A 16,139-nucleotide genomic window follows, 5' to 3' on the forward strand; every position below is an offset into this window, starting at 1 on the left:
GCGTGCGGTGATTAAACAATTCGTTACCGCGCCTGGGGCAAACTGGCCTGCGGAGGCTTTCGTGGCGGTGATCAACAACAGCTATCTGCTGGGTCTTTACGGTCTCGCCGGAGGAACGGGCGTGGGCTCGGCTGGGCAAAGCGCGCCCAAGCCCAAGACGCAGCCAACCGCGCCGTGGACCTTGAGCGGCAAGGAAAAGCCCAGCCAGTCGGACCTTCTGCGTACGGCCTTGAGCGGGCGAAAGCTCGTTAACGAGGACAATGCCGTTCTTGACGTCAAGGGCGCGTCCTCAAGCGACTACCGCAAGATTTTCGCCCTGTACCAGGGGCTGACCATGCTTGAGGCCCTGACGAACCGCGCGGGCGAGCGCGGGGTCCCCCGCATGGAGACCGAGCAACTGTCGCGGCGGTTCGCTTCCGGCATGACGGAGGTGATGGATTTCCTGAATTCCGCTCAATTCGAAGGCGTGCGCGTGGTTCAGGGCGTCTCGGCCTCGCAGAGCCAGTCGACTGCGGCCGTACCACGCGACAATCCCAAATACCTGACCGGCCCGATCCACGACGGCGCCCTGACCGACGAGGTCGCCGCCTTCCAGGGCGATGTGCGGTTCGGGATTACGGTGAAAACCACGACCGGAAGCCAGACGGTCGATATCGACCTGGCGGAGATGGGGGCGACGCCGCGCACGATGGATGCGGTGGTGCAGCACATCAACGGCAAGCTGGAAGAGGCGGGCGTCCAGACCCGCATCCACCGTCAGATGATCGAGGCCGAGCCGCGCACGGTCAAGGCGGGCGACAAGACTATAACCCTTCCGGCCGGCCCGGCGCGCTGGGGGCTGACGGTCGCCGGCGTTTCGCTCGAGACGATCAGCTTCACCCCCGCCGAGGCGCGAGATTCGATCCAGGTCGTGCAGGGCGCAGGCGGCAAGGGCGCCCATGAGGTGCTGAAATTCGACCCGGACGGCCATCCGATCGCGGGCTCCGGCGGCGGTTTCTGGGTCGAGGGCCGCAGCGGCGTCTCGTCCCTGCCGGACGGCGTCGAGACGGTGCGGGCCAGCGCGGCCGGGCCGGACGGTTCGATGTGGATCGTGGCCGATGTCAGCGCCGGCGCCTCGACCCAGCCGATCAAGGGACAGGGCGACGTCGTTCTGATGAAGCTGGATTCGGCGGGCAATGTGGTCGTCAGTCGCGCTCTGGGCGCGGCGTCCAAGGCCAGCGGCTACGCCATCGCCGTGGATGCGGACGGGCGGGTCGCCGTGGCCGGGTCAGTGATCGGCGCCCTTGTGCCCGGCGAGGCCGGCGCCTCCGCCACGACCGCCGACAGTTTCGTCACCGTCTTCGACGCCCAGGGCCGCGAACAGTGGACCCAGAGGCGCGGCGCCAAGGCCGAGGATGAAGCGACCGCCGTCTCTTTCGGCGCCGACGGGCGGGTCTATGTGGCGGGGCGGGCCAAGTCAGCCATGCCGGGGACCTTGGCCGTGGGCGGCTGGGACGGCTATGTTCAGGCCTTCAGCGAAGGTCAGGTCCACAGTCTGGCGCCGATCACGGCGACGGCGACCGGGGCGACCCAGTTCGGCACGGCTGGCGACGACAACGTCCAGGCCATGACCGTCGACGGCGACAATCTGTACACGGCGGGCGTCGAGAACGGCGCCTTTGTCGTGCGTCATTTCCGTATCGGCGCGACGGGCGCGCCCGAGCTTCTGAGCGTGCGCAATCTGGGCTCTTCTTCGGGAGGCGAGATCGCCGGTCTTGCGGTGGCCGACGGGCGACTGATCCTCTCGGGCGCGTCCGGCAACGGCGCCCTGAATGCGGGTCAGGTCGCCAATGCTCATGCCGGAGGTCAGGACGCCTTTGTCGCTGTCCTGTCCACGGACCTGGCCGCCTCGGGCGCGGATCGGGTGACCTATTACGGTGGGGCGGGCGACGACACCGCCGCCGACGTCAAGGTGCACGACGGCAAGGTCTGGCTGACCGGCGTGTCGGATCGCGCCATCGGGGCCAAGGCCGAAGACCCCTCGCGCGGCTATCTGGCGCGACTGGACGTGCAGACGGGGCAGGTAGAGTGGAGCCAGACCTGGACGGCGGCGGACGGGCAGGCCAAACCCCTGGCCCTGACGGTGTCTTCGGGCGGCGCCAGCGTGCTGGATCGGCTGGGCCTGCCGCAGGGCGAGATCAGCCAGAGCCAGTCCAAGACCCTTGTGGATGCGACCGCCGTCCGAGCGGGCGACCGTTTCTATGTGCAGAACCCGGCGACAGGCCGGAAGACGGCGGTGACGATCGACGCCAAGGACACCTTGCAGTCGCTGGCGCGCAAGATCGAAATGGCGTCGGGCCGTTATCTGAAGGTCACGGTGAAGACCGATCGCGACTACGTCACCGGCATGGACGGCGACGCGCGGGTGACCAGCGGCGGGGTCCAGCGCCTTTCCATCACCAGCGCCGACGGGCGGGCCGGGGCGGTTCTGACGCCAGGCGAAGCGGGGCGGGACGCCCTGGCGGGATTGGGCCTGACGCCCGGCTTCATCGGCAAGACCCAGGACAAGACCAAGACCTTCGGCATCGACCTGTCGCCGCTGCTGAACCTGTCCGGCCCGGAAGCCATCGCCAAGTCGCGCGATCAGGTGCAACTGGCGATCAAGGCCATGCGCGACGCCTATCGCGCCCTGGACCCGGCAAGCGACAAACCCAAGGTGACGGGTCAGGCCCCGGCCTATCTGCAGGCGCAACTGGCCAACTACCAGGCGGCCTTGGCGAGACTCACAGGCTAAGCCGGGGTTGAGGGCGCTTTCGGTTGACGGCTGTGGGGCGCTCGGGGTTAGTGGGGCCTTCTTTGGCGCGTTGAGAGCTGCATGGCCCTTTCGAAAGACAATCGTACGGTTCTGATCGTCGGCGCCGGCCTGGCCGTCGTCGGCGCCGTGGCCGCCGCCCTGGTCTTCAGCGGGGGCAAGGATGCGCCGTCCGAGCCGCCGCCTGCGTCCAAGGGCGGCCTGACCATCGACGTGGCCGAGGCCCCGACGCTGGAGCCGACGCGCGAACTGCGCTGCTTCGTGGATGGCCAGTTCGTCGGCCTGGCGACCCTGGCCGACTGCGCCCAGCGCAACGGCGTGGCCACCAGCGCCCTGGACGTGGGGCTGGATGCTTCGGGGTCGCTGGTCGCTGCGCCGACCGCCTCCTTCGCGCCGCCGCCGGAACTGCCTTCGACCCCGGCGGTCGAGATCGCCCCTGCGGGCCAGCCGGGCGCCGTCGAGGATACGCGCGCGGCGCCTTCGACCTCGGGCACGGCCTGCCTGCGTCACACCGGTTCGGAATGGCGCCAGGTGTCGGGCAATATGAGCCTGGCGGCCTGTGTTCAGGCTCTCTATTCGGGAACCTGCGTCGCGCCGGGCGAGGCGCGTTATGGCCGGTGGGGCGACACGACCCTGCGTCTGGTCCCGCGCCGCGTGGAGCAGTCGACCGACAACAATCGTTTCCGCACCCTGGCCCAGCAGGACCGCCAATGTCAGTTCCCGGAGCTGTGAGCATGAGCCGCGCTTCGATCACCCTGCTGGCGATTGTCGCGGCGTCTGCGGCTCTGGGCGCCTGCGCCAAGAAGGCGGAGGCGCCGGGCGGGACGGGCGTCTGCTACCACATGGGCCAGGACGCTGAGGGCGGGGGCGTGCGCTTCAACGTCGTCGCCCGCGACCAGCCGCAGATCGAGTTCTGCGCCGCGCGGCTGGAAGAGATGCGTCTGCGCTTCCTGCGTCTGGGCGGCAGCAAGACCGAGATGGTCGGCGCCTATCAGGGGCAGTTCATCTTCATCGATCGCGCGGGGGTCAAGTTCGGCAAGTCCCTGGACGGCCCGCGCTTCTTCGCCCTGGCGCGCACGGGGGATGGCCGCCTGGCCATTCCGGGCGCGATCCAGCGCCAGATCGACGGACGCCCGGTCGCGGTCGCCCCGAACTGATTTCAGCGCCCGGAATTGGGCGTGAACAAAACTGGAACATCTCGTCGAAATCCGCTAGGACTCGACGCAAGAAGATAAAAGGACATTCGTCATGGCGGGCAGCGTCAACAAGGTCATCCTCATCGGCAATCTGGGCCGCGATCCGGAAATCCGTTCGCTGAACAACGGCGACCGCGTCGCCAACCTGCGCATCGCCACCTCAGAAACCTGGCGCGACAAGTCGACCGGCGAGCGCAAGGAAAAGACCGAGTGGCACTCGGTGGTCATCTTCAACGACAACATCGTCAAGGTGGTCGAAAACTATCTGAAGAAGGGCTCCACCGTTTACATCGAAGGTTCGCTGCAGACCCGCAAATGGACGGATCAGCAGGGCGTCGAGAAGTATTCGACCGAGATCGTCATCCAGCGCTTCAACGGCCAGCTGACCATGCTGGGCGGCCGTGGCGACAGCCAGGGCGGCGGTGATCGCGGCGGCTACGGCGGCGGTCGCGACGACGACTATTCCTCGGGCTTCTCGACCGGCGGCGCCAACAAGCCCTCGGGCCCGAAGGAAAGCTACGACCTGAACGACGACATTCCGTTCTAAAGGTTCGCGGGATCGAAAAATGAAGGCCGCGCCTCCGCTGGGGGCGCGGCCTTTTTCGTTGAGATGCGAGGGGAGGGGTAACCTCCGCTCATGCTTCGTGAGAGGCGAAAGGTCGCGCCTTGTGGCAAGCATGAGGGCGTGTCCAGCTCCTCCTCCTCCCCGCACGCGCTGACGCCGCTTGAAATCGCGGCTATCGTGGCCGTTCTGGTCATCTGGGGCGTGAACAACGCCGCCGCCAAGGTCGCCACCGAGATGCTGCCGCCGCTGATGACGGGCGCGCTGCGTTTCGCCATCGCCGCGGCCTGTCTGGTCTGGTTCGTGCGGCCGCCGTTCCCGAACTGGAAGAGCCTGCTGATCATCGCCGTGGTGGGCGGCCCGATCCACTATGGCTTGATCTATCTGGCCTTCTGGCTGGCCCATGACGTCAGCCCGGTGACGGTCGCCACCCAGTTGTGGATCCCCCTGACCTCCCTGTTCGCCTTTCTGATGCTGGGCGAGCGGATTTCGAGGATGGCGACAGTGGGCCTGGTGATCGCCTTCGCAGGCGTGGCGTGGATGACGCTGGATCCCCACGCGCTGAACGACTGGAAGGCCATTCTGGTGGGCGCGCTGGGCGCATCGGCCTGGGCGTTGACGACGGTGATCGCGCGCCGGACGACCTCCATCCCGCCCTTGAAGATGCAGGGGCTGCTGGCTCTGATGGCCTTTCCGGTCCTGACCCTGGGGTCGGTCCTGTTCGAGAACGGGCAGTGGGAAGCCGCCAAGGCTGCGACGCCGCTGGTGTGGGGCACGTTGATCTGGGCGGGGGTGATCTCGTCCGTGTTCGCCACCAGCCTGATGTTCTGGCTGGTCCAGCGGCGCGAGGCCGGGCGGGTGACGCCCTATCTGCTGGGGTCGCCCCTGGTGTCGATCATGATCGGCGGCCTGTTCATGGGCGACGTGCTGACGCCGCAGATCCTGACAGGCGTCGCCATTTCCCTGCTGGGCGTGATCACAGTGGCCCTGGGGGAGCGCGGCCTGCGCGCCGGCGCCCCCGCCAAGGTTTAGGTTCGCTTACTGCGCCTTGATGACGGCGCAGGCCACGCGGTCGCCCGCGCCGCCGATCGGCTGGCTGGAATGGTCGTCGGCGTTGGCGTGGATCACCAGGGCCGAGCCGTCGTCGTCCAGCAGCCACTGGCCCGGACCGGCGTCGGCCAGGCGAGCGCGGGTGGTGAAGACTTCGGCATTCACCGCGCCTGTCGCGTCGGCGAAGACGTTGGGCAGGTCGCCGTCGTCGGGCCCGTCGGCGTTCAGCAGGCCGTGCGGCTGCTTCGGATCGCCGTGGTTGATATGGGCGCCGGCCGAGGTGAAGGGCGCCTCGCACTGGCCCGTGGCGTGGATGTGGATGCCGTGCCAGCCGGGCGTCAGGCCGGCAGCTTCGACCTTGATCAGCAGGCCCGTGGCGCCTTGCGTCAACGTCGCCTTGCCCGCTTCGGCGCCTTGCCCGTTGATGATGGCTACCTGCGCCGTCTGACCCGGCGTCGTGCGGGCGGCGGCCTCGGTGGAAGCTGCAGGAGCGGCGTCGGAAGCCGGCGGCGCGGCCGGGCTCTGGCTGCAAGCGGCCCCGGCGATCAGGGTGATGGCGAGAGCGCTGGGAGCGATCAGTTTCGAAGCGGCTAGACGCATGGCTTTCCTGTCCTTTTCGGCATGGGGATTTCAGCGGCGTTTCTTTGCCAGCAGGCCCCCCGGATGATAGAAACCGGAACAGCGGATCACGTTCCGATTCCGGCCATTTAAAGCCTGATTTCCTTGACCGACGACAGCTACCAAAACGCCGCCCCTTCGGCGCCGGGCGATATCTCGACCATCACCATCGAGGAGGAGCTGAAGCGCTCCTACCTCGACTACGCCATGAGCGTGATCGTCAGCCGGGCTCTGCCGGACGCGCGCGACGGTCTGAAGCCTGTGCATCGCCGCATCCTATATTCGATGCACGACCTGAACATGACGCCCGAGCGGTCGTATTCGAAGTGCGCCCGCGTGGTCGGCGACGTGCTGGGCCGGTTCCACCCGCACGGCGACGCCTCGGTTTACATGGCCCTGGTGCGGATGGCCCAGGACTTCTCCATGGGGCTGATGCTGGTCGACGGCCAGGGCAACTTCGGCTCGGTCGACGGCGATATGCCGGCCTCCATGCGTTACACCGAGGCCAAGATGGCCCCGGCCGCCGTGGCCTTGCTGACCGACATCGACAAGGACACGGTCGACTTCCAGCCGAACTACGACGAGAAGGAGCTGGAGCCTGTCGTCCTGCCGGCGCGGATTCCGAACCTGCTGGTCAACGGCGCGGGCGGCATCGCCGTCGGCATGGCCACGAACATCCCGCCGCACAATCTGCGCGAAGTGATCGACGCCTCGGTCGCCCTGCTGGACGATCCTAACGTCTCGGACGACGCCCTGCTGGACATCGTGCCGGGGCCTGACTTCCCCACCGGCGGCGAGATCATGGGCCGTACGGCCCCGCGCAACGCCCTGCGCGACGGGCGCGGCTCGGTCATCGTGCGCGGCAAGGCCTCGGTCGAAGAGATCCGCAAGGATCGCGACGCCATCATCATCACCGAACTGCCGTTCCAGGTGAACAAGCAGACCCTGATCGAGCGCATCGCCGAAATGGTGCGCGAGAAGCGTCTGGAAGGCATCGCCGACGTCCGCGACGAGTCGGACCGCGCCGGGATGCGCATCGTCATCGAGCTGAAGCGCGACGCCTCGGGCGATGTGATCCTGAACCAGCTGTATCGCTATACGGCGCTGCAATCCTCGTTCGGCGTCAACATGCTGGCGCTGAACCACGGGCGGCCCGAGCAGATGGGCCTGCGCGCCCTGCTGGAAGCCTTCCTCGAGTTCCGCGAGGAAGTGGTGGTCCGCCGCGTCAAGTTCGAGCTGGCCAAGGCCCGCGACCGCGGCCACGTCCTGGTCGGTCTGGCCGTCGCCGTCGCCAATATCGACGAGGTCATCCACATCATCCGCAGCTCGGCCGACCCCGCCGAGGCGCGCGAGCGGCTGCAGGCCAAGGCCTGGCCGGTCGGGGACATGATGGCCCTGGTGGAACTGATCGCCGATCCGCGCACCGTGCTGGTTGAAGGCGACAAGATCAGTCTGACCGACGAGCAGGCCCGCGCCATCCTGGCCCTGACGCTATCGCGTCTGACCGGCCTGGGCCGCGACGACATCTTCGGTGAGGCGCGCAGCCTGGCCGACACCATTCAGGGCCATCTGACCATCCTGTCGGACCGCAAGAACGTCCTGGCCATCATCCGCGAAGACCTGCTGTTGGTCAGGGAGCAGTTCGGCGTGGACCGCCGCACCCTCATCGGCGAAGGCGACGCCGAGATGGAGGACGAAGACCTGATCCCGCGCGAGGACATGGTCGTGACCGTCACCCACGGCGGCTACGTCAAGCGCGTGGCGCTGAACGCCTATCGGACCCAGCATCGCGGCGGCAAGGGCCGCAGCGGCATGTCGATGAAGGACGAGGACGCCATCACCGGCGTGTTCAGCGCCTCGACCCACACGCCGGTGCTGTTCTTCGCCACCAACGGCAAGGCCTATAAGCTGAAGACCTGGCGCCTGCCGCTGGGCAATCCGCAGTCGCGCGGCAAGGCCTTCGTCAACCTGCTGCCGATCGAGCCGGGCGACAGCATCATGAACGTGCTGCCCCTGCCCGAGGATGAGGCGACCTGGGGCGACTACGACATCATGTTCGCCACCCGCTCGGGCGACGTGCGTCGCAACAAGCTCAGCGACTTCGCCACGGTGAACCGCGCGGGCAAGATCGCCATGAAGCTGGAAGACGGCGACGGCATGGTCGGCGTCGGCCTGTGCACGGCCGAGGACGACGTGCTGCTGACCACCGCGCTGGGCCGGGCCATCCGCTTCAAGGCCGACGACGTGCGCGTGTTCAAGGGCCGCGATTCGACCGGCGTGCGGGGCATCCGCCTGCAGGACGGCGACACGGTCATCTCCATGGCCATTCTGGGCCGTGTGGACGCGACGCCGGAAGAACGCGCCGCCTATGTCAAACACGCCAACGCCATGCGTAAGGCGCTGGCCGGCGCCGATGCGGAAGACGAAGCCGTCACGGTCGAGGCGGACGACGAAGAGGCCGGCGACGCGCCGATCTCGCCCGAACGTATCGCCGCCTTGGGCGCGGCCGAGCAGTTCATCCTGACGGTCACGGAAACGGGCTTCGGCAAGCGGTCCTCGGCCTACGAGTATCGTCGCACGGGTCGCGGCGGGCAGGGGCTGACGGCGCACGGTCTGGGCGGCCGAGCAGGCACGCGTCTGGCCGCCGCCTTCCCGGTCGAGGAGTCGGACGACCTGATGCTGGTCACGGACGGCGGCCAGATGATCCGCACCCCCGTCAGCCAGGTTCGTATCGTCGGCCGCTCCAGCCAGGGCGTGACCATCTTCCGCACCGGCAAGGACGAGAAGGTCGTCTCGGTCGAGCGTCTGGCCGATTCCGGCGGCGATGATGAAGACGGCGACGCGGGCGACGCCACGGCGGTCGAGGGCGGCGAGGCCTGATCCTGCATGGCCGTCGCTCCTGAGCTCTGGGTCGACGGCCGTCCCGCCGGGCTTGAGGATCTGGGCCATCAGGCCCTGGTCAACTACGGCGCCCTGACCTCCTTCGTGGTGGAGCAGGGCGGCGTGCGCGGGCTGGACCGGCATCTGGACCGTCTGAACCGCTCGGCGGTTGAACTGTTCGGCGAGGCCGTCGCCGAAGATCGTCTGCGCGATCAGATGCGGACGGCGCTGGCCGGGCGGACCGAGGCCTGGCTGCGCATCAGCCTTTTCTCCCGCGAACTGTCCCTGCGTCAGCCGGACTGGATCGGCGCGCCGCAGGTGATGATCAGCGTCTCGACCCCGCCGTCGCCGCTGGCCGACGGCGTGCGGTTGCAGAGCCAGACCTACGCCCGCGAGGCGCCGCATCTGAAGCATGTCGCCACGATGGGCCTGCTGCGGGCGCGGCGCACGGCGCGGCTGGCGGGCTATGACGACGCCCTGCTCATGGACGCAGAGGGCCGTATTTGCGAAGGCTCGCTGTGGAATATCGGCTTTATTCAGGGCGATACGGTCGTCTGGCCGGATGCGTTCATGCTGGACGGCGTGGCTCAGGCCCTGATCCGTGAGGCGCTGGACCGCGCCGGATCGCCGCAGCGCAAGGCGGCGGTGAAGCTGGCTGACCTGTCGCGCTTTGATGGCGCTTTTCTGTGCAACAGCGCCACGCCCGCCGCCGAGATCGCGGCCATCGACGACCATGTTTTCAGCGCTGCCGCTGATGCAGTGCAGCAAATAGGCGCCCTTTGGCGATCACAGCCGCGTCAGAAAATCTAGGCCGTTCATTTCGCACCTGCTAAACGGACCCAAACGATGGGGAGGCCGCTGGCCATGCGTATCGGACTTTATCCGGGCACCTTCGATCCGGTCACCAACGGTCATCTCGATATTATCGGGCGGGCGGTCAAGCTGGTGGACCGTCTGGTCATCGGCGTGGCGCAGAACGACGACAAGGGCCCTCTGTTCTCGACCGCCGAGCGGGTCGAGATGATCAAGGCCGAGGTCGCGCACTTCAACGCCGACATCGAGGTGCGGCCGTTTTCCAGCCTGCTGATGCACTTCGCCGAGGAACTGAACGCCAGCGTTATCGTGCGCGGCCTGCGCGCGGTCGCCGATTTCGAGTATGAGTTCCAGATGACGGCGATGAATCAGCGCCTCAACAGCGACATAGAGACGGTGTTTCTGATGGCCGATCCGCGGCATCAGGCGATCGCCTCGCGACTGGTGAAGGAAATCGCCCGGCTGGACGGCCGGATCGACAGCTTCGTCAGCCCCGCCGTCGCCGCGAGCGTGTTGGCCAAGGTCAAGAAGGATTGAGGTCGGGTTTGAAGATCAAGTCTGTGATGGCGCTGGCGGCGGGCGTGGCCCTGCTGGCTGGCGGAGCGGTCGCCCAATCGGGTGACTGGCGCACCGTGTCGCCCGAGAACCTGTGGGTGATCGACACGGCCAAGGGGCGCATCCTGGTGGAGCTGGAGCCGCGCGCCGCGCCGAACCACATCGAGCGCATCCGCACCCTGACCAATCAGGGCTTCTATGACGGGCTGAAATTCCACCGCGTCATTCCCGACTTCATGGCCCAGACCGGCGACCCCAAGGGCACGGGCGAGGGCGGCAGCGAACTGCCCGATCTGAAGGGCGAGTTCACCTTCCGGCGCGGACGCGACAGCGGCTTCGCCCCGGTGGAGAACAGCGGGCCGGGCCTGCGCGGCGTCATGGGCTCCATTCCCATCGTGACCCAGCCGGACGCCCAGATGTTCGTGACGGCCGACTTCAAGACCTCGGCGCAAGGGTTGTTCTGCCCCGGCGTGGCGGGAATGGCGCGCGCCGGTTCGCCCGACAGCGCCAACAGCCAGTTCTTCCTGATGACGGGCCAGAACGATAATCTGAACGGCTCCTACACCGTCTTCGGCCGCGTGCTTCAGGGGCTGGACGTGGTGAAGTCGCTCAAGAAGGGCAACGACGCCAGCGATGGCGCCGTCGGTCCTGATGCGGACGCGATGGGTCGCGTGCGTCTGGCCTCGGCCATGCCGGAGGCCGAGCGGCCGATGATGCGCGTGGCCGTGCCCGGTTCGGCGCCGTTCAACGCCGCCGTTGAGGCGGCGCGCGCTGAAAAGGGCGCTTCTTTCACGATCTGCGACGTCCAGCCGCCCGTTCAGGGCGGCTGAGGCGCGCGCCACGCTCGGGGAGGGGCGGGGGACATGAAGCGGGGAGTTTACACGATCGGGGCGGCGTTGCTGGCCGCCATGCTGGCTGGTTCGGCCGTGGCTCAGGACGCGGCGGGGATTGCGGACGAGCAAGATCCGGCGGAGGCCATCGCCGCCGACGATTGGCGCTCTGTGGCGCCGGACAATCTGCTGATCATCGACACCAACAAGGGCCGGATCCTGGTCGAGATGACGCCCGAGGCGGCGCCGGGCCATGTCGCCCGCCTTCGCCTGCTGGCCAAGGCGGGTTTCTATGACGGCATACCCTGGCATCGGGTCATCGATGGCTTCATGGCTCAGACCGGCGATCCGCTGGGCACCGGCGAGGGCCAGAGCTGGCATCCCGACCTCAAGGCCGAGTTCACCTTCCGCCGCGACGCCCAGACGCCCTTCGCTCCCATAGCTGCGCCGGCGGGCGCGCTGATCGGCTTTATGCAGTCGCTGCCGGTCCAGACCCAGCCTGACGCCGTGATGGCGACGACGGCGGATCGTAAGGTTCACGCCTGGGGCCTGTATTGTCCGGGCGTGGCGGGCATGGCCCGCGACGATGCGCCCGACAGCGCCAACAGCCAGTTCTTCCTGATGCGCCAGCCCTATCCGGCGCTGGAGAAGCGTTACACCATCTGGGGCCGGGTCGTGTCGGGGCTGGATGTGGTGCGCGCCCTGAAGTTCAGCCCCAATCCGGATGGCATCGTCACGGGTCCTGACCGGATGACGCGGGTGCGCGTGGCGGGCGACCTGGCGGAGGGCGAGCGGCCGACCGTGCGGGTGCTGAGCCCGGACAGCGCCGGGTTCCGCACTCTGGTCGAGAGGACCCGAGCAGCCAGAGGGGCGGACTTCTCGGCCTGCGACATCGAGTTGCCGGTCGAGGTGGATTAGGCGGCGCCTATTCAGCCGCGCCGCCGCCGTTTGCGCCGCCGCGCTTGCGCCGCCTGCGCCGGCGCGGCTTCGGCTGCCGATCCTCGCGCATTTTCTGCAACAGAAGCCCTTCGCGCAGACCGCGGTCGGCGACGCGGACCCGCTCGCACGGCCAAGCGCGCTGGACGGCTTCCAGAATAGCGGCCCCGGCCAGCACGAGGTCGGCCCGGTCCGGCCCGATACAGCTTTCCGCCGCCCGTCCCGCGGGACCGAGCGCGATGAGGCGGTCGGCCGCTCTTTCGCAGTCGCTGCGCGTCATCCACAGACCGTCGACCAGATCGCGCTGATAACGCCTCAGCCCAAGATGAATCCCGGCCAGACTGGTGATGGCGCCCGAGGTGCCGACCATATGGCCGCGCCCCGCCTCGATACGGGCCAGGAATTCCGGGCCCGGTCCGCCAGAGGCGATGGCCGCGCCGAAGTCGGCGACCATAGCCTCATACCATTGGCTGGTTTCGCCCTCGGGTTCCGGGTGGCGCTCGGCCAGGCTGACGACGCCCAGCGGCGCCGACATCCACGCCACGGTTTCAATCCCGCGCGTGCCCTTCATCAGCCAGGACAGTTCCGTCGAGCCGCCGCCCACGTCGATCACCAGCACAGCCTCGGCGCGCGGATCGAACAGGTTCAGACAGCCCGCGACCGACAGGGCGGCCTCTTCGGAAGGGTCGATGATGCGCAGGCGAAGGCCGGTGCCGCGCCGCACCCGCTCGACGAAGGCGGGCCCGTTTTCGGCCATGCGGCAGGCCTGGGTGGCGACGGCGGTCAGGCGCTTGGGATCGACGCCCTTGCGCACCACGCGCTCGGCGCACAGGGCCAGGGCGTCATAGGCCCGGTCCATCGCCCGGTCGTCCAGCCGGCCGGTGCGCGACAGGCTTTCGCCCAGGCGCACGATGCGGCTGAAGGAATCCACCACGCGAAATCCGTCACGCGCCGGACGCGCGATCAGCAGGCGGCAGTTATTGGTCCCCAGGTCGAGCGCGCCGTACAGAGGGGCGTCTCGATCGATGCTCCCGCCGCTGCGGGAACGCCGAGGCAGGGACCGCGCGTCGCGCCGTTCAGGCGCGCCAGGGGTCTCCGGCATGGGCCGAGCTTTCATGTGGGCGGTCCGAAGCGGCGCCCGTCCCTGACAGGTTAGACCGCGACTCCCTGTCGCGCCAGTCCGTCGTCGCATGCGGTGACGAATGAGAGGCCTCGGCCCAGCGTTGCAACAGTCATGCGTGACGACGGCGAACCGCCGCGCTAATCTGCCCCGAAAGGCCATCAGAGCCGTGAGGAGCGTTCCATGTCCGACTTCGAGCACGTTTTCGAGCAGCCGCCGGAAGGCGCCGCCGCCGACTGGACCATCCCCCAGAACTGGTCGGCCTATACCGAGGTCGAGCACCAGACCTGGAACACGCTTTACGAGCGGCAGATGAAGATCCTGCCCAGCCGCGCCAGCGAGGCCTTCCTGCGCGGCCTGGATGCGCTGGACCTGAACGCCGGCGGCATCCCCGACTTCGACGTCATCAACCCCAAGCTTCAGGCCCTGACCGGCTGGACCGTGGTCTGCGTGCCGGGCCTGGTGCCGGACGAGGTCTTCTTCGACCACCTGGCCAACCGCCGCTTCGTCTCGGGCCAGTTCATCCGCAAGCCGGACCAACTGGACTACCTGCAGGAGCCGGACATCTTCCACGACGTGTTCGGCCACGTGCCCATGCTGACCGACCCCGACTTCGCCGCCTATATGGAGGCCTATGGCAAGGGCGGGCAGCGGGCGGCGTCGCTGGGCATGCTGCCGAATCTGGCGCGCCTGTACTGGTACACGGTCGAGTTCGGCCTGATGCGGGAGGCGGGCGGCCTTCGCATCTACGGCGCGGGCATCGTGTCGTCGGCGACCGAGAGCGTCTTCAGCCTGGAAGACCCCTCGCCGAACCGCCTGGGCTTCGACCTGGAGCGGGTGATGAAGACCCTCTATCGGATCGACGACTTCCAGCAGGTCTATTTCGTCATCGACAGCATCGAGGCGCTGAAGACGGTGACGCTGCAGGACTTCGGCCCGGTCTATGAGCGGCTGAAGGGCGCCGAGGCCTTGCCGATCGAGGCTGTGCTGCCGACGGATCACGTCTTCACGCGCGGGACGCAGGCCTATGCCAGGAAAGGCGGACGGTTCGCGGCATAGGCGGCGCACCCTCTCCCTCCCCTTCATGGGGAGGGTGGTCGCGTAGCGACCGGGTGGGGAGGGCCCGGGGAACCTGGGTTCGGCGCTTGAATAGCCAAGCCGCCCCCACCCGGTTTCGCCCTGCGGGCTCAACCACCCTCCCCATGAAGGGGAGGGAGAAAAACAGAGTCCAATTCGTCTGAATCGTCTGAAATCTCCTTCGCGGCGTGGGCGGGGAGGCGATGATGGCGCGCGGTGAAGGGCAGGCGGGCCAGGGCCTGCCGGACGCCCGCAAAGCCCATGTTCTTCAGGGATTGGGAGGCGGTGTTGCGATGGCTGCACGCGCCTCTGCTGTCCTTCTCCCACAAGGGGAGAAGGACCTAAGCGCGCTGGAACGGGTAGAAGCCCCCTCCCAGGTTCAGGATCTGCGTCAGTTCGTCGAGCGCGCCGCGCGTCTCGTCCAGCAGGGCGGGGTCGGCCAGGTCGCGGGCGGTCAGGCTGTCGCGATACCAGCGGCGGCCCCAGTCGCTGAGGCGGGCGTGAAGCGCCTCGGTCAGGCGCATGGCCGGGTTGGTCGCGGTCAGTTCGGCCTCGGTCAAGACGACGCGCAGACGCAGGCAGGCCGGGCCGCCGCCGTTGCGCATCGACTGGCGCACGTCGACGTATTCGACATGGCCGATCGGCCCGTTGGAGGCGGCGAGGCTCTGCGCCACCGCATGACTGCGCGGGTTGTCGCGCGTTTCGGTCGGGCAGATCAGGGTCAGGCGGTCCTGGCCCGGAACCCGGATCAGCATGGAGTTGAACAGATAGGAGCTGATGGCGTCGGCCAGCGGCAGGTCGGCGGTCGCGACCTCGACGAACTGCGGCTCGAAGCCGACGGCGGCGCCGCGGATGGCGGCCTTGGTCGCGTCCGTGTTTTCAAACGCCAGTTCATGGAAGAAGAGGGTGTCCAGCGCGCCGACGCAGACCACGTCGTTGTGGAAGGCGCCCCCCGTGATGGCGGCCTTGCCCTGACGGGCCAGGACGGCGCCGGACGCGCCATGGCGGCGCATGATCGCCTCAGACGCCTCGCGCGTCTGGCGGGCGGGGTAGGGGCCGTCCCAATGCTCCCAGGCCTCGCGGCCCCAGACCATCAGATTGACGCCCGGCTCGCCGTGGTCGCGGCACAGGCGGACGTGGTTGGCCGCGCCCTCGTCCGCCAGATGGGCGACGCAGGGCAGGGCGTCGTGGACGGCGAAGCGGCTGGCGTCGGGGAAGAGGGCGTCCAGCGCGCGCCTGGTCTGATCGTGCTCCAGAGAGCGGTGCAGGTTGGTGATCAGATTGGCGGGGGTGAAGTGGACGCGGCCGTCACGGCTGTCGGCGCTGGGCGTCACGGTGGCGGCGTTGGCGGCCCACATGGGCGAGGCCGAACAGGCGGCGGCGGCGAAGGAGGGGGCGTCCTTCCATGCGCGCTCCAGCACCTGGGCGTCGGAGCCCGAAAAGCCGAGGTCGCGCAGGAAGGGGATGCTCGGCCGCTCATGCGGGGGCAGGACGAACTGGGGCAGGCCCAGGTCGGCCAGGGTCTTCATCTTGTCGAGGCCCTGCAGCACCGCCGCGCGCGGGTTCGACGCCTCGCCCTTGTTCAGGCTGGAGGCGAGATTGCCCGGCGACAGGCCCGCATAGGAGTGCGTCGGCCCGATCAGGCCGTCGGCGTTGGCTTCGATGGCGGTCATGCTTCCTTCTCCCCTTGTGGGAGAAGGTGGGCGCCGGA

General features: G+C 68.2%; 14 protein-coding genes. 11 read left to right on the plus strand and 3 right to left on the minus strand.

The features are described from left to right. Positions 1 to 61: 61 nt before the first annotated feature. The 5 genes from PIB44_RS06650 to PIB44_RS06670 all read left to right on the plus strand — a co-directional run bounded on the left by PIB44_RS06650 (position 62) and on the right by PIB44_RS06670 (position 5,581). The gene (locus PIB44_RS06650; protein ID WP_278070816.1) at positions 62 to 2,773 is read left to right on the plus strand and encodes an NHL repeat-containing protein; all 2,712 of its coding nucleotides are present in this window, start codon (positions 62 to 64) and stop codon (positions 2,771 to 2,773) included. An 81-nt stretch (positions 2,774 to 2,854) separates the two neighbouring features. Beyond that, positions 2,855 to 3,523 carry a hypothetical protein gene (locus tag PIB44_RS06655; protein WP_025976667.1) on the plus strand — a complete coding sequence of 223 codons (669 nt, stop codon included), beginning with the start codon at positions 2,855 to 2,857 and terminating at the stop codon, positions 3,521 to 3,523. A gap of 2 nt (positions 3,524 to 3,525) precedes the next feature. Then, positions 3,526 to 3,948 carry a hypothetical protein gene (locus tag PIB44_RS06660; protein ID WP_025976668.1) on the plus strand — a complete coding sequence of 141 codons (423 nt, stop codon included), beginning with the start codon at positions 3,526 to 3,528 and terminating at the stop codon, positions 3,946 to 3,948. A 91-nt stretch (positions 3,949 to 4,039) separates the two neighbouring features. Then, the gene (gene ssb / locus PIB44_RS06665) at positions 4,040 to 4,534 is read left to right on the plus strand and encodes a single-stranded DNA-binding protein (protein ID WP_025976669.1); all 495 of its coding nucleotides are present in this window, start codon (positions 4,040 to 4,042) and stop codon (positions 4,532 to 4,534) included. A 90-nt stretch (positions 4,535 to 4,624) separates the two neighbouring features. Next, positions 4,625 to 5,581 (plus strand): DMT family transporter, encoded by a 957-nt coding sequence (locus tag PIB44_RS06670; RefSeq protein WP_134580403.1) that lies wholly within the window; start codon positions 4,625 to 4,627, stop codon positions 5,579 to 5,581. A 6-nt stretch (positions 5,582 to 5,587) separates the two neighbouring features. On the opposite strand, the gene PIB44_RS06675 is transcribed toward PIB44_RS06670, so the two are convergent. Beyond that, positions 5,588 to 6,199, minus strand: a complete 612-nt coding sequence (locus PIB44_RS06675; protein ID WP_278070817.1) for a superoxide dismutase family protein — start codon at positions 6,197 to 6,199, stop codon at positions 5,588 to 5,590. A 123-nt stretch (positions 6,200 to 6,322) separates the two neighbouring features. Between PIB44_RS06675 and gyrA the strand changes: the two genes are divergently transcribed. Genes gyrA through PIB44_RS06700 form a run of 5 tightly spaced genes read left to right on the plus strand, consistent with a single transcriptional unit; the run spans position 6,323 to position 12,213 of the window. After that, positions 6,323 to 9,097, plus strand: coding sequence for a DNA gyrase subunit A (gyrA, locus tag PIB44_RS06680; protein WP_278070818.1), 2,775 nt, complete (start codon positions 6,323 to 6,325; stop codon positions 9,095 to 9,097). A gap of 6 nt (positions 9,098 to 9,103) precedes the next feature. After that, a complete protein-coding gene (locus PIB44_RS06685) occupies positions 9,104 to 9,907 on the plus strand; it encodes an aminotransferase class IV (RefSeq protein WP_278070819.1) in 804 nt (267 codons plus the stop codon). Positions 9,908 to 9,961: 54 nt separating this feature from the next. Next, positions 9,962 to 10,447 carry a pantetheine-phosphate adenylyltransferase gene (gene coaD / locus PIB44_RS06690; protein ID WP_253108227.1) on the plus strand — a complete coding sequence of 162 codons (486 nt, stop codon included), beginning with the start codon at positions 9,962 to 9,964 and terminating at the stop codon, positions 10,445 to 10,447. Between the two features lie 26 nt (positions 10,448 to 10,473). Then, positions 10,474 to 11,295 (plus strand): peptidylprolyl isomerase, encoded by an 822-nt coding sequence (locus tag PIB44_RS06695; protein WP_278070964.1) that lies wholly within the window; start codon positions 10,474 to 10,476, stop codon positions 11,293 to 11,295. 33 nt (positions 11,296 to 11,328) lie between these two features. Next, positions 11,329 to 12,213, plus strand: a complete 885-nt coding sequence (locus PIB44_RS06700; protein ID WP_278070820.1) for a peptidylprolyl isomerase — start codon at positions 11,329 to 11,331, stop codon at positions 12,211 to 12,213. A gap of 7 nt (positions 12,214 to 12,220) precedes the next feature. On the opposite strand, the gene PIB44_RS06705 is transcribed toward PIB44_RS06700, so the two are convergent. Then, positions 12,221 to 13,333 carry a Ppx/GppA phosphatase family protein gene (locus PIB44_RS06705; RefSeq protein WP_278070821.1) on the minus strand — a complete coding sequence of 371 codons (1,113 nt, stop codon included), beginning with the start codon at positions 13,331 to 13,333 and terminating at the stop codon, positions 12,221 to 12,223. Positions 13,334 to 13,534: 201 nt separating this feature from the next. On the opposite strand from PIB44_RS06705, the gene phhA reads away from it, so the two are divergent. Then, positions 13,535 to 14,410, plus strand: a complete 876-nt coding sequence (phhA, locus tag PIB44_RS06710; protein ID WP_278070822.1) for a phenylalanine 4-monooxygenase — start codon at positions 13,535 to 13,537, stop codon at positions 14,408 to 14,410. A 359-nt stretch (positions 14,411 to 14,769) separates the two neighbouring features. On the opposite strand, the gene astB is transcribed toward phhA, so the two are convergent. After that, entirely contained in the window at positions 14,770 to 16,101 is a 1,332-nt protein-coding gene (gene astB / locus PIB44_RS06715) for an N-succinylarginine dihydrolase (protein WP_278070823.1), read from the minus strand. Between the last annotated feature and the right edge of the window lie 38 nt (positions 16,102 to 16,139).

This window comes from Brevundimonas sanguinis (assembly GCF_029636725.1).
GTDB classification, from domain to species: Bacteria; Pseudomonadota; Alphaproteobacteria; order Caulobacterales; family Caulobacteraceae; genus Brevundimonas; species Brevundimonas sanguinis.

Bases quoted from the DNA above. Each gene is read 5' to 3' on its own strand.
- PIB44_RS06655 (WP_025976667.1), top strand. From the start codon at position 2,855: ATGGCCCTTTCGAAAGACAATCGTACGGTTCTGATCGTCGGCGCCGGC.
- PIB44_RS06660 (WP_025976668.1), top strand. From the start codon at position 3,526: ATGAGCCGCGCTTCGATCACCCTGCTGGCGATTGTCGCGGCGTCTGCG.
- ssb (WP_025976669.1), top strand. From the start codon at position 4,040: ATGGCGGGCAGCGTCAACAAGGTCATCCTCATCGGCAATCTGGGCCGC.
- PIB44_RS06670 (WP_134580403.1), top strand. From the start codon at position 4,625: ATGCTTCGTGAGAGGCGAAAGGTCGCGCCTTGTGGCAAGCATGAGGGC.
- PIB44_RS06675 (WP_278070817.1), bottom strand. From the start codon at position 6,199: ATGCGTCTAGCCGCTTCGAAACTGATCGCTCCCAGCGCTCTCGCCATC.
- PIB44_RS06685 (WP_278070819.1), top strand. From the start codon at position 9,104: ATGGCCGTCGCTCCTGAGCTCTGGGTCGACGGCCGTCCCGCCGGGCTT.
- coaD (WP_253108227.1), top strand. From the start codon at position 9,962: ATGCGTATCGGACTTTATCCGGGCACCTTCGATCCGGTCACCAACGGT.
- PIB44_RS06695 (WP_278070964.1), top strand. From the start codon at position 10,474: ATGGCGCTGGCGGCGGGCGTGGCCCTGCTGGCTGGCGGAGCGGTCGCC.
- PIB44_RS06700 (WP_278070820.1), top strand. From the start codon at position 11,329: ATGAAGCGGGGAGTTTACACGATCGGGGCGGCGTTGCTGGCCGCCATG.
- PIB44_RS06705 (WP_278070821.1), bottom strand. From the start codon at position 13,333: ATGCCGGAGACCCCTGGCGCGCCTGAACGGCGCGACGCGCGGTCCCTG.
- phhA (WP_278070822.1), top strand. From the start codon at position 13,535: ATGTCCGACTTCGAGCACGTTTTCGAGCAGCCGCCGGAAGGCGCCGCC.
- astB (WP_278070823.1), bottom strand. From the start codon at position 16,101: ATGACCGCCATCGAAGCCAACGCCGACGGCCTGATCGGGCCGACGCAC.